The sequence below is a fragment of the Rhizobium sp. ZK1 genome (assembly GCF_047782645.1).
Taxonomy (GTDB): Bacteria; Pseudomonadota; Alphaproteobacteria; order Rhizobiales; family Rhizobiaceae; genus Rhizobium.
In genome coordinates, this window is the sequence record NZ_CP180587.1 from 1,891,685 (window position 1) to 1,903,983 (window position 12,299).

The 12,299-nt window shown below is 59.2% G+C and carries 9 protein-coding genes; all 9 read left to right on the forward strand.

Annotated features, from left to right (window positions below; all coding sequences use genetic code 11):
* Nucleotides 1–26: 26 nt before the first annotated feature.
* The 9 genes from tssB to ACK9YZ_RS31380 all read left to right on the forward strand — a co-directional run bounded on the left by tssB (nt 27) and on the right by ACK9YZ_RS31380 (nt 12,255).
* Nucleotides 27–578, forward strand: a complete 552-nt coding sequence (gene tssB, locus ACK9YZ_RS31340) for a type VI secretion system contractile sheath small subunit (RefSeq protein ID WP_416067376.1) — start codon at nt 27–29, stop codon at nt 576–578.
* An 83-nt stretch (nt 579–661) separates the two neighbouring features.
* Complete coding sequence (tssC, locus tag ACK9YZ_RS31345; RefSeq protein WP_416068472.1) at nt 662–2,092, forward strand: type VI secretion system contractile sheath large subunit; 1,431 nt, start codon at nt 662–664, stop codon at nt 2,090–2,092.
* A gap of 35 nt (nt 2,093–2,127) precedes the next feature.
* A complete protein-coding gene (locus ACK9YZ_RS31350; protein ID WP_416067377.1) occupies nt 2,128–2,685 on the forward strand; it encodes a type VI secretion system tube protein Hcp in 558 nt (185 codons plus the stop codon).
* A gap of 3 nt (nt 2,686–2,688) precedes the next feature.
* On the forward strand, nt 2,689–3,177 hold the full coding sequence (locus ACK9YZ_RS31355) for a type VI secretion system baseplate subunit TssE (protein ID WP_416067378.1): 489 nt from the start codon (nt 2,689–2,691) through the stop codon (nt 3,175–3,177).
* Nucleotides 3,177–5,060, forward strand: coding sequence for a type VI secretion system baseplate subunit TssF (tssF, locus tag ACK9YZ_RS31360; RefSeq protein ID WP_416067379.1), 1,884 nt, complete (start codon nt 3,177–3,179; stop codon nt 5,058–5,060). The genes ACK9YZ_RS31355 and tssF overlap by 1 nt, the downstream gene beginning before the upstream one ends.
* Complete coding sequence (gene tssG, locus ACK9YZ_RS31365) at nt 5,057–6,142, forward strand: type VI secretion system baseplate subunit TssG (protein WP_416067380.1); 1,086 nt, start codon at nt 5,057–5,059, stop codon at nt 6,140–6,142. The genes tssF and tssG overlap by 4 nt, the downstream gene beginning before the upstream one ends.
* On the forward strand, nt 6,139–8,808 hold the full coding sequence (tssH, locus tag ACK9YZ_RS31370) for a type VI secretion system ATPase TssH (RefSeq protein WP_416067381.1): 2,670 nt from the start codon (nt 6,139–6,141) through the stop codon (nt 8,806–8,808). Before tssG ends, tssH begins: the two co-directional genes overlap by 4 nt.
* A gap of 130 nt (nt 8,809–8,938) precedes the next feature.
* Nucleotides 8,939–11,119 (forward strand): type VI secretion system Vgr family protein, encoded by a 2,181-nt coding sequence (locus ACK9YZ_RS31375; RefSeq protein WP_416067382.1) that lies wholly within the window; start codon nt 8,939–8,941, stop codon nt 11,117–11,119.
* A gap of 110 nt (nt 11,120–11,229) precedes the next feature.
* Nucleotides 11,230–12,255 carry a LysR family transcriptional regulator gene (locus ACK9YZ_RS31380; protein WP_416067383.1) on the forward strand — a complete coding sequence of 342 codons (1,026 nt, stop codon included), beginning with the start codon at nt 11,230–11,232 and terminating at the stop codon, nt 12,253–12,255.
* The last annotated feature ends 44 nt before the right edge of the window (nt 12,256–12,299 follow it).

A 12,299-nucleotide genomic window follows, 5' to 3' on the forward strand; every position in this document is an offset into this window, starting at 1 on the left:
TCCGAAATCAATGGACAGGATACGCTATGGGAAAAGCAAGCAGCCAGAAGTTCATCGGTCGCAATCGAGCGCCCCGTGTCCAGATCGAATATGACGTCGAAATCTACGGTGCGGAGAAGAAGGTCGAGCTTCCGTTCGTCATTGGCGTCTTGTCGGATCTGGCGGGAAAGAGCCTGCAGGAACAGCCTCCACTGGGCGAACGACGAATGTCCGAGATCGATATCGACAACTTCGACCTGCGCATGAAGGCGCTTGCGCCGCGCGCCGCGTTTCAGGTCGAAAACACGTTGACGGGCGAAGGCAGCCTGCCCGTGGAACTCACGTTCGACAGCATGGAGGATTTCTCGCCTGCTGCCGTCGCACGCAAGATCCCAAGTCTGGCCCGGCTCCTGGAGGCGCGTATGCAATTGTCCAATCTGCTGACATACATGGACGGAAAGGCCGGTGCCGAAGCCCTCCTGGCGCGCATGCTTACTGACCGTCAACTGATGGAGACGCTCGGCGCACAGCGGGCATCTGGAGTCACAAGCGCAAATCCAATCGAAGAGACCGGTAAATCCGGTCAGGGGGGCGAATAATGCCGGTATCGGCTTCAACACATCAGGAAGGCCTGCCGGCCGCGGGCGTCAACAGTCCGGCTTTGGCTCCTGACGACTTCTCCATGCTCTTGCAGCGGGAATTCAGGCCACGTTCTGACCAGGCACGCACCATCATTGACCAAGCCGTCAAGACGTTGGCCGAACAGGCGCTAGAAACCACCCTACTGATCGACAATGACGTGATTTCGGCAATCCAGAACGTCATAGCGTCCATCGACCGGAAGCTCAGCGATCAGATCAACAAGGTCATCCACCACGAGGAGTTTCAGGCGTTAGAATCTGCATGGCGCGGCCTCCATCACCTCGTCTACAATACTGAAACCGACGAGACACTGAAAATACGTGTCATGAGCGTCTCCAAGACCGAGATGCGTCGCAGTTTTCGCAAGTATAAAGGAATTGCTTGGGATCAGAGCCCGATTTTCAAAAAAATATACGAAGAAGAATACGGACAGATCGGCGGCCAGCCCTACGGGTGCCTTGTCGGCGACTACTACTTCGATCACAGTCCGCCCGATATCGAGTTGCTGGGCGCGCTCGCACGCATCTCGGCGGCCGCACACGCACCGTTCATCTCCGCTGCCTCTCCCCATCTTCTGCAGATGGAATCCTGGCAGGAGCTCGCCAATCCGCGCGATATCACCAAGATCTTCCAGACGCCTGAATATGCCGCCTGGCGCTCGCTTCGCGAAAGCGAGGACTCGCGCTACGTTTCCTTGACGATGCCGAGAACGCTCGGCCGCCTGCCCTACGGCGCAAAGCATGATCCCGTCGACGATTTTGATTTCGAGGAAACAGTAGAGGCGCGCAATTCCGACCAATATCTTTGGTGCAACGCCGCTTACGCAATGGCGGTTAACATCGCCCGCTCCTTCAAGCTCCACGGCTGGATGGCGCGCATCCGCGGCGTCGAGTCAGGCGGACTTGTAGAAGGCTTGCCCGCTCACACCTTCCCCAGCGATGATGGCGGCGTCGATCTCAAATGTCCAACGGAGATCGCCATCAGCGACCGAAGGGAAGCCGAACTTTCCAAGAACGGCCTGCTCCCGCTCCTGCACCGCAAGAACACCGATATGGCCGTCTTCATCGGCGCACAGACCCTCAATAAGGCGGTCATCTACGAGGATCCGGACGCCACTGCCAATGCCGAGCTCGCAGCACGCCTGCCCTATGTCTTCGCAACCTGTCGCTTTGCCCATTTCTTGAAATGTATCGTTCGCGACAAGATCGGCACTTTCAAGGAGAGACATGAAGTTGAGAATTGGCTTAACCGCTGGATAAACCAGTATGTTCACCCGTCGATTGAGATGGCTTCGACTGACGATCGTGCCCGAATGCCGCTGAGTGCGGCGGAAGTATTCGTCGACGAGGTCGTCGACAATCCCGGATACTATACGGCACGATTCTACCTACGCCCGCACTATCAGCTCGAAGGGCTAACCGTCTCCCTGCGGCTGGTTTCAAAGCTGCCGTCATTGCGCGCCAGCGCCTGACAAACCCATAAACGTGACTCAGAGGAACAACACTCATGGCATTCGACGCTGTATTATACTTTTCGCGGGAGAGCGGACAAGGCGGCATCAAGGTCAAGGGAGAATCCAAGCTCATTGAAGACGGCATTGCCTTGACCGATGAATGGAGCTTCTCCCTCGAAAACAAGCTGAACATCACGCAGCATACCGGCGGCGCCGGATCGGGCAAGGCGGAGTTTGAAGCTTTTACCATCAAGAAGCAGGTGGACACGGCCTCGCCCAACCTGCTGGTCGCCTGCGGATCAGGCGCCCACTTCCACGGCGTCGAGCTGCACATCTATAAAGCCGGCGGCAAAAAGGAAGACGCGACTTCGAATCTGTATCTCGTCTGGAGCTTCAACCAGCTCGTGGTCGAAAAGGTCGAGTGGAGCTTCGGAGATCCGGCGCCGGAGGAAACCGTCACCTTCAAATTTGCAACATGCTACGTCTGCTACGGCAAGCAGGATGCATCGGGCGCGATCAAGAAGGCAGCGGCAAACGGCTGGAACCAGATCAGCAACACGAACAATGTCCGCCAGTCGATTGACGGCGCGGCCGACCCAAAGCAAATCTGATCGATGCGGCACTGGACCAATAGCAGCCTGTTGCAACGTTTGACCGACGATACGCTCGAAGCGGGAATGGAACCGCTGGCACAGGCAGATGCAGGTCGCGCCCAAATGCGCCAGGCGGTCGTAGGCGATCTCTCAGTGCTCCTCAACACGCCGCCGCTGGCAAGCAGCGTCGATCTGACCGCTTATCCGGAAGTGCGCGCAAGCACACTCAATTACGGCGTTGACTGCGGCGTTGGGGTGGAATTGGGATCAATCGACCCCGACGCGTTGCGATCGCATATTTCGCTTGCGCTGCATATTTTCGAGCCCCGCTTCGTTCAGGACAGCCTGGAAGTATCCTTTTTGGAAGACAGCACGTCGGATTCGTTGCACTTCAGGATCGAGGCGGACATCCCTGCAACGCCCAAGCCCTTCCACATGGTGATGCGCACCGAGCACGACCGTCGTTCCATCGGCGTTAAGGTGGTGGATCTGACAAGGGACCAGCGATAATGGATCCCCGGCTGCTGCGCCTTTATAATGACGAACTCGCCTACATGCGCGAGATGGGCTCGGAATTTTCGCAGATCTTTCCCAAAATTGCCGGCAGACTGGGCCTGCAGAGCGGGGACATGGCCGACCCGACGGTAGAACGCATGATGGAGGGGTTTGCCTTTCTGGCGGCGCGCGTTCAGCTCAAGCTCCAGGCCCGTTTCCCAGACTTTACCCAGCATATGCTGGAAATGGTCTATCCACATTTTCTGGCGCCCCTCCCATCCATGGCCATCGCTCAGTTCAGGCCGGACGCAGATGCGGGGCGGATGGAAAAAGGCTATGTTATCCCGCGCGGGACGATCTTGCTGGGCGGCCTGGCGCCAGGGACGTCCACCCATTGCCAGTTCCGCACCGCTCAGGATGTCCATCTGTGGCCAATAGTGGTCAGCGCTCTCGGATATTATTCGGTCCCCGCCCAAGTCGCCGCCTTACGCCTGCCGCAGCGTCCTGATGCGAAGGCAGTCCTTCGGCTTCGGCTGAAGACAACCAATGGCATGCCGTTCAACCGCCTGTCTCTCAAAAGCCTCGTGGTCCATCTGGCCGGCTCCGGGGGGCTTGGCGGCGCTTTAACGGAGAACCTGCTTGCGCATGTCTGCGGCATGGTTGTGCGCCCACCCAACACCCTGGTGACGTGGCATGAATTCTACGACCAACCGGTTGTTCGCCAGCACGGGCTCGACCCTGACCAGGCTCTGCTGCCGGTAGTGCCGCGCTCCTTCGATGGTTACAGGCTGTTGCAGGAATATTTTGCCCTACCGGAACGAATGCTGTTCGTTGAGATCGGCGGCTTGGCGGATGCGGTCGCACAATCCACGACAAATGAGATCGAGCTCGTCTTCATGATGCGCGTCGTCGACCCGCGACTGGAGGGAAGCATCAGCCCATCTAACGTTGGCCTGTTTGCAACCCCGATCGTCAATCTTTTCGAACGCAGCGCCGACCGCATTCATGTCAGCGATCGCAATAGCGAGCATCACGTCGTCATCGACAAGCTCCGTCCGATGGACTTCGAACTTCACAGCCTTCTTTCTGTCAAGGGCCAGAGTATCGGACAGGTCCATTCGCAAGCGATACAGTATCTGCCCTTCTACTGCCTCACCCAAAAACATGCCGGTGGTGGGGACGCTGCCTATTACACGACAAGGCGCGAGAGGCGGCTGCCCTCGGCGCGCCAGCAGATCCATGGAAACCGCACCGGTTACATCGGAAGCGAGGTGTTCGTGTCGCTTGCCGACGACACCACCGCAGTCTTTCCGGACGTGGAAAGGCAATTGCAGTTGAGATGTCTTTGCTCCAATCGCGACCTGCCTTTGATGATGCCGATTGGTTCCGCTGAAAGCGACTTCAGCTTGGAGATCGGCGCGCCCGTCGAAACCGTCAAGTGCATCACCCCTCCCAGTCCGCCAAAGCCGTCGCCGGCCGAAGGTGACATCGCATGGAATCTTATCAATCACCTGACCCTCAACTACTTGTCTATCAACGACCACGCGGACGGTACGGGCGCGGAGGGCCTGCGCGAGCTTCTTCGCCTGTACTCGTCCACGCGCGACATGGCCGTCGCCCGCCAGATCGAAGGCGTCAGAAGCGTGTCGTCGAAGCCGGTCGTCAAGCGCCTTCGTGGCGGCGGGCTGGCGTCACTGGCCCGAGGCATCGAGATCACGCTCTGCTTCGACGAGACAGCTTTCGAAGGCGTCGGGTGCTTTCCCCTGGCAGCGGCGTTGAGCGCGTTCTTTGCAAAGTATGTCTCCATCAACAGTTTTACGGAAACGGTGCTGGAAACGCCTCAACGCGGAACCATCATGCGTTGGGATATGACCAAGGGCCTGAGGCCGCTTGCATGAAGGCACCGATCGAGGCGCTTTTCGATGCGATCCGGCTCGCACCGCATGAATTCGACCTCTTCCGGGTGCTGCGCCGGGTCGAGGCGATGACACCTGAGCATCCCCGGCTAGGGGAATCGCGACGACCTGCGCAAGATCCCGTCAGGCTCGGCCAGCAGCCATCGATGGCCTTTGCTCCGCGGACCATCGCCGCAATCAGCGAACCCAGACAAGGCCCCGTGGCACTTGAGGGCCCGGGACGCGAACGCATCGACGTCTTGTCGTTCGGTCTGTTTGGACCGAACGGCCCGCTTCCCCTGCACCTGACGGAATATGCGTTTTCACGCATCAAGAACGCCCGCGACGAAACGTTGGCGCGCTTTGCCGACATGTTCCATCACCGGATGCTCAGCTTCTTCTATCGCGCATGGGCCACAAGCGAGCCGACCGTCAGCTATGATCGCAAAGTAAGCGACATCTTTGCCCAGAACCTCGCCTCGCTTGCTGGCCTGGGGGCTCCGGCTATGCGCGCGCGAGACCATATGCCGGACCTTGTAAAGCTCCATTTCACCGGCAGACTGGCCTCGCATACGCGCAACGCGGAGGGCTTGCAGGCGATACTTGCCGGTTATCTCGACCTGCCGATCAGTATCCAAGAGTTCGTCGCGAACTGGGTGCGTTTGCCAGAGAAGGCACTTTTCACGCTTGGGCGCGATCCGCGCACTGGAACCATCGGAAAAACTGCAACGGTTGGCGCGCGCGTACGGGTGTTTCACCACCGGTTTCGTGTCGTCGTTGGCCCATTATCGATCGCAGACTATGAACGCTTTCTGCCCGGCGACAAAACGCTAGAGGCGCTAGTGGCAATCGTGCGCAACTACATCGGCGACGAGCTGGAATTCGAATATAATCTCGTCCTTAAACGTCGTGACGTCCCGCAGTTGAGACTTGGCGGGAACAGTCGACTGGGTTGGACGTCGTGGATTGGACAACGTCGTGACCCTTCTGATGCCCGAGACCTAGTCAGAGTGGCTGCGCCTTCGAAGAATGGTACGACACAACCAGAAAAAACCTCGAGCGCGCCAAAAGGGAGCGAGCAATGATCCATTTACGCCGTCAGGCGCTTTTTGAGCGCTTGAACCCGCTTTGCTATGAGACACTCCAGACGGCCACGGCGCTTTGCAAAATGCGTGGCCATGCCTATGTGGAATTGGCTCATTGGCTCCGCCAACTGCTTGAGAGGGCCGATTCCGACATTATTCGCATGCTAGAGCTTGCCGGTGTGGATCCAGCTCGCCTGGTTTTGGATCTGGATCGGAGCCTGGACAGGCTTCCGCGTGGCGCAACGGCGATTGCAGACTTTGCTCTTCATATCGACGAGGCGGTCAAGGAGGGCTGGGTTGTCGCCAATGTTGGCTTCGAAAGCAACAAGATCCGGTCGGGCCATCTGTTGGTCGCCTGCCTTTCCAGCATTCTCATTCGAAACGCGCTCGCGAGCGCCTCAACCGAATTTGCGCGACTGAGCCCCGAATGGGCCAACTCCGCCTTTGCACAGATCCGCTCCGCCTCGCCAGAAGCCCCCGCGACAAAGGGCGAGCAGTCATCGCCGATTCTCGCTCGCAGACCCGTCGAGGCCGACACGGCGTTGCGCCGCTTTGCGACCGATCTCACCGCACAGGCTCGGGCCGGAGAGATTGATCCCATCCTTGGGCGCGACGCGGAAGTCCGCATGATCATCGACGTTCTGATGCGTCGCAGACAGAATAATCCCATCCTGACAGGCGAGGCGGGCGTGGGAAAAACCGCAGTCGTTGAAGGGCTCGCCTGCGCCATCGTCGCCGGCAATGTTCCCCCGAGCTTACGCGATGTCGAAATTCAGGCACTCGACCTCGGGCTCCTGCAAGCCGGTGCCGGCGCGAGGGGTGAGTTTGAAAATCGCCTGCGTCAGGTGATGGACGAAGTGCAGGCCCCGGGACGGCAAGTCATCCTGTTCATCGACGAGGTCCATAGTCTCATTGGCGCGGGCGGCCAGGAGGGCACGGGCGATGCGGCCAACCTGTTGAAGCCAGCGCTCGCTCGCGGCAACCTGCGCACGATCGGCGCCACGACTTGGAGCGAATACAAGCGATATATCGAGAAGGACCCTGCCCTGACGAGACGGTTTCAGGCTGTTCCCGTCAACGAACCATCCGAGGAGCAGGCGATCACCATGATCCGCGGCACCGCGTCCGTCCTCGAACGCCATCACGGCGTCGAGGTCACCGACGAGGCGGTCATTGCCGCCGTACGCCTGTCGCATCGCTATATTCCCGGGCGGCAACTACCAGACAAGGCCGTCAGCCTTCTTGACACGTGTTGCAGTCGCGTGTCGATCGGACGCCACAGTCCGCCGGTCGAACTGTCGGCTGTGCGGCAAGCCATCATTGGCTGTGAACTAGAACTCCAGGCCCTCGAGCGGATGGCCGGGGACGGTGAGGACGTGAGAGAGCGGCGGGCCGGTGCGAAAGACCGCCTTGCCGGCTTGCGTGCGACAGAAGAGAACCTCGCGGGAAGATGGCAGACAGAATTGTCGCTTGTCGAGGAGATGAGGAAGGCGCGGCGCGAGCGGCGCAGCAGACAGGACCAGGCATCCGCGAGCATTGCGGCGGTCGACGATCATTTACACCATCTGTCGCATCGGTTCTCGGAAATTTCCGGCGAAACGCGCCTCGTAGAAGAGCGCGTGACGCCCGATATTGTCGGCCGCATCATCCAGGAATGGACTGGAATCCCGCTCGGTCAATTGCTCAACAACGAGGCCGCGACACTCCTGTCGCTCGCGGACACTCTTGGGCGCAGGGTTATCGGTCAGGACCATGCTCTGGAGGCAATCAGCCGGCACATACAAACGAGCCGCGCCGGGCTCGCCAACCCCGACCGACCGATCGGAGTTTTTCTTTTGTGCGGTCCCTCAGGGGTAGGAAAGACAGAAACTGCCCACGCGCTCGCCGAGAGCCTACAGGGCAGCGCGGCGGCCCTTATCACGATCAACATGAGCGAATTCCAGGAAGCCCACACCGTCTCCCTGCTGAAAGGCGCGCCTCCGGGATATGTCGGCTACGGCCAGGGAGGCCGGCTCACGGAGGCAGTTCGAAGGCGGCCAAACGCCGTGGTGCTGCTCGATGAGTTCGAAAAGGCGCACCCGGACGTGCACGAGCTTTTCTATCAAGTCTTCGACAAGGGCCTAATGGAGGATGGCGAAGGGCGTCTCATCGACTTTCGCAACACCCTCATCCTCATGACCTCGAATCTCGGTTCGGAGGAGATCTGCGCGCTCGTGGCACAGACAAAAACCTTGCCATCACCGAAGCAGTTGGAAATGGCGATCCGCCGCCCCTTGGGCGATGTCTTCGCAAAGGCCTTCCAGGGCCGGATGATCGTTCTGCCCTATTACCCACTCTCCGACACGATGCTGGCGCGGATCATCAGTCATCAGTTCGAGGCTCTTGCTGCCAGACTGTCGCAGGCACATGGCGTGCCGTTCACATACGGCGACGCCGTCATTCCTTCGCTCACCGAAAGGCTGCGACATTCCGAAAGCGGCGGCCGGGGAATCGATGCTCTGCTGACGGAGGCGGTCCTGCCGACAATCAGCCAGCGCATCTTTGCCGAACAGCTGGAAGGACGATCGTTCGGTGCGGTTCATCTCGATCTTGAGGGAGACGAATTCTCGTACAAATTCCAGCCGCCCGCTCCGCTTCGAGACATTCCAGCAGGAATCTTGTCGTGACGCAGGCCGGGCCAGGTGGCGTCGAAACACATGCCGGTCGCATGTCGGCATATCAAAATTACATTTGAGGAACGCGAACCGATAAACCCAATATTGCGGTTGACGCTGACCCGACGACAGGAGCCTATCAATGACTGAACCAGGAGAGCGTGCCGCAAGCACCGCCGCGCCTGCCATCGATGACCTCTTGCCGCAAAATCGTAACGCCGCAGTCATATCTGCGGCCTTCGATCTTGAAGACGTCACGCTTCTAGCGGCGCGGGGCATAGAAGAATTGTCTCAACCGTTCCACTTTGAAGTTTCGCTCATTTCCCGGCGCCGTATACGCAACTTTGCCAGGATCGTCGGCGAGCCAATGACGATCGCACTGAAGCTTGCGGACAAGCGGGTCCGCTATTTCAACGGCATGGTGCGCCACTTTGCCTATGCCGGTCTCGACGACGGGCGTCGGCCGATCTATGTCGCCGATGTGGTGCCGTGGTTGGCAACGCTTGAATTTCGCCGCGATTCGCGGATTTTCCGGGATATGACGAGCCTTGATATCGTTAAGAAAATCCTTGGCGAGCATCCGAAATGCCTTTTCCAGGACCACACCACGACCCCTGTCCCGACGCGCAGTTTTTGCGTTCAATACGACGAGACGGACCTCGCCTTCGTCAATCGCCTGCTTGAGAGCGACGGGATCTATTATTATTTCAGGCACGCCAAGAACAAGCATGAAATGGTTCTTGTTGACGGCATCGCCGGACACACGCCTTGCCAACCGAATGCGATCGAGACCAATCTTTCGCTGGCACGGCTGAGGGCGCGCGACGACTGTTTCTGGCACTGGCGAGAGTCAGTCTCGTTTCAGGCGGCTCAGGTGGTTCTCGGGGACTACAATTTCGAACTACCCAACGTCGACCTGACATCGATCTCCCCCGTTCCCTCCGCCCGCACTGGAAAAATGCCGACCGTGGCTGAAAAGCTCGCCATTTCGCCGCGCGAACGCGGCCAGTCCGCCACGACGGTTGCGACAACGCTTGCGGGCCAGGACGGGAGCCAGCGCGAGCTTTTTTTCTACCCGGGAAAGTACCTCGACAGGGCGACCGGAGAGTTCTACGCGCGCATCAGGTCAGAAGAAATCGCCGCGAACACCTACAGGGTCGAAATCATCGGCGATGTCAGGCAGCTGTGCGTTGGCGACACGTTTACTGCATCAAACCCGTTCGAGATCGCAAATACCACGATCGCGCCGAATCCCGATGACAAATGGCTGGCTCTTCGCGCCGAAATCGAAATCACCGGCGAGGGAGAAGATGGCGTCAGCGAAAGGTCCGTCCTCACGCCAAGACGCCATGCCGATGGCAGGGCGCGGCTGTCGATGCCGAGCCTTTCGTCAGAAGACGACGAAAAGCGCCTCTATCGTTGTGCGGTGACCGCCGTGCCAGCAACCACGCAATACAGACCGCCACGCCGCACACCGCCGCCCCGGATCAGCGGCCCCCAGACAGCCGTGGTGGTTGGCCTAGCCGACGAGGTGATGACGACGGACAAGTATGGGCGCATCAAGGTCCAGTTCCAGTGGGATCGGAGAGGCTGCAAGGACGAGAACAGTTCATGCTGGATCCGTGTGTCGCACAGCATGGCAGGGAAGAACTTTGGTGCGATCGCCGTTCCCCGCATCGGTCAGGAAGTGGTCGTTGAATTTCTCAATGGCGATCCGGACCAGCCGCTGGTCATCGGCCTCGTTTACAATGCGACGAACATGCCCGCCGAAGAACTGCCGAAGAACGCTAACAAGACCACGATCCGGACGCGCACGATTGGGGGCGCTTCGAGCCAATACAACGAACTCAGCTTCGATGACGATCCCGGCCGAGAGGAGACATACTTGAGGTCGCAGAAAAACTTGATGCTGGAATCGGGTGAAACCTGCGAGATTAATACTGTTGAAGAGTTCGCTGTGAACCTGGCCAAGGAGGCTCCTTGGGACAAGGGCGTCGATGACACGCTATTTGATGTGTCGGGACAGATATCCGGCAGCAAGATCATCGCCACGCCCGAGAGTATCTCCTTCATTGTTTCCACGCCCAAGGGAAAGCAAGCGGTCGTGATTAACGAGGACGGGGTGTTCGCCATTGGACAGAATGTTGGCCTATTGTCGACGGGGGGGAAGGTCACCTCAACGCTTCCCCCAGTGCCGAGGCCGAGCCCCGAACTCATTCAGGTCGTTCGCGACCTATATCCAGCCACGCCAAACATCATGGAACTCGTTGGTGAGGCGCTCGCTGGTGACGAGGGCAGCGAAGGCGGTCAAGGCAGCGAGTAGATGTGCTTCGCACAATCTTACGTCTGTAACCTTTTCCACGATGCTGAAATTCTTATCGATCGGACTGTCTCTAGTCGTGATGCCATGCGCATCAACGACTTGAGGGGATCATGTTCTCAACCGCAGGATTTAAAGATCGTGAACGTTCGGACGGGCCGGCAGCTTTCGACCTTCACGGCGGGGAGCCGCACGACGAGACGTTCCGTGTGGCGTCGGGCGGTGCCGATGTCAACCTTGCCTCCGTCGACCTCAATCTCCTCGTCGCGCTCGAGGCCCTACTGCACTATCGCAACGTCACGCACGCGGGCCGGCGTGTAGGCCTGAGCCAGCCGGCGATGAGCCGGGCGCTCTCACGCCTGCGGGCGCTATTCAGTGACGAGCTTCTGGTGCGCACTCCCCGCGGTCTCACCCGGACACGGCGCGCCGAACAGTTGCTCGAACGATTGCCGGAGGCACTCGGGCTTATCCGCCAGTTGATATCGGCGCGCAGCCTGGGTATCGACGATGGACGTTGCGAGCTCAAGATAGCAATGTCGGAATTTCAGTCGGTCGCTCTGCTGCCGCGCCTGCTGCCACCGCTGGTGAGGCGTCAACCGTCTCTGGATGTCATTCTGCGGACCGATCTATCTCAGGCTATGCGCGAACTGGAGGAAGGTACAATCGACCTCGCCATTGGCCAGATGAACGAGACCCGATCCGGATTCTATTCGCGCATGCTCTATTCGGACCGGCTGGTCTGCTTGTTAAGGCGCGGGCATCCCGTGCTGGACAGAGCATGGACGACCAAAGCCATCCTTGAGCTGCGCCATGCCGCGATCGCATGCGGGGACGAGCAAGATATGGCCGGCATAAGTGACGCGCCAATCCGCTTGAAGTCCCCGCAGCAAGACCCTTTGGTCATTCCCAACCTGACGATGGCGCCGGTCATGTTGGAGCAGACAGAGCTCGCCTTATTGCTTCCACGTCAGACAGCCCAGGCAATCGCCAACGAATCCCTTGTTGTCGTGGAATTGCCGGAGGATTTTCAACCCGAGCCGTTGTCTGTGTCGCTTATCTGGCATGAACGCTGCCATCGGGATCAACATCACCGCCACATTCGTGCGGAGATCGCGGCCGCTGCCGCGAAGGCCCCGTAGCTCCAGAATTCATCGGTGGAACGAACCGGCTTTGGCTGCGCGAA

Excerpts from the sequence above, each read along its gene's own strand:
- tssB (WP_416067376.1), top strand. The coding sequence starts at position 27 with ATGGGAAAAGCAAGCAGCCAGAAGTTCATCGGTCGCAATCGAGCGCCC.
- tssC (WP_416068472.1), top strand. The coding sequence starts at position 662 with ATGCTCTTGCAGCGGGAATTCAGGCCACGTTCTGACCAGGCACGCACC.
- ACK9YZ_RS31350 (WP_416067377.1), top strand. The coding sequence starts at position 2,128 with ATGGCATTCGACGCTGTATTATACTTTTCGCGGGAGAGCGGACAAGGC.
- ACK9YZ_RS31355 (WP_416067378.1), top strand. The coding sequence starts at position 2,689 with ATGCGGCACTGGACCAATAGCAGCCTGTTGCAACGTTTGACCGACGAT.
- tssF (WP_416067379.1), top strand. The coding sequence starts at position 3,177 with ATGGATCCCCGGCTGCTGCGCCTTTATAATGACGAACTCGCCTACATG.
- tssG (WP_416067380.1), top strand. The coding sequence starts at position 5,057 with ATGAAGGCACCGATCGAGGCGCTTTTCGATGCGATCCGGCTCGCACCG.
- tssH (WP_416067381.1), top strand. The coding sequence starts at position 6,139 with ATGATCCATTTACGCCGTCAGGCGCTTTTTGAGCGCTTGAACCCGCTT.
- ACK9YZ_RS31375 (WP_416067382.1), top strand. The coding sequence starts at position 8,939 with ATGACTGAACCAGGAGAGCGTGCCGCAAGCACCGCCGCGCCTGCCATC.
- ACK9YZ_RS31380 (WP_416067383.1), top strand. The coding sequence starts at position 11,230 with ATGTTCTCAACCGCAGGATTTAAAGATCGTGAACGTTCGGACGGGCCG.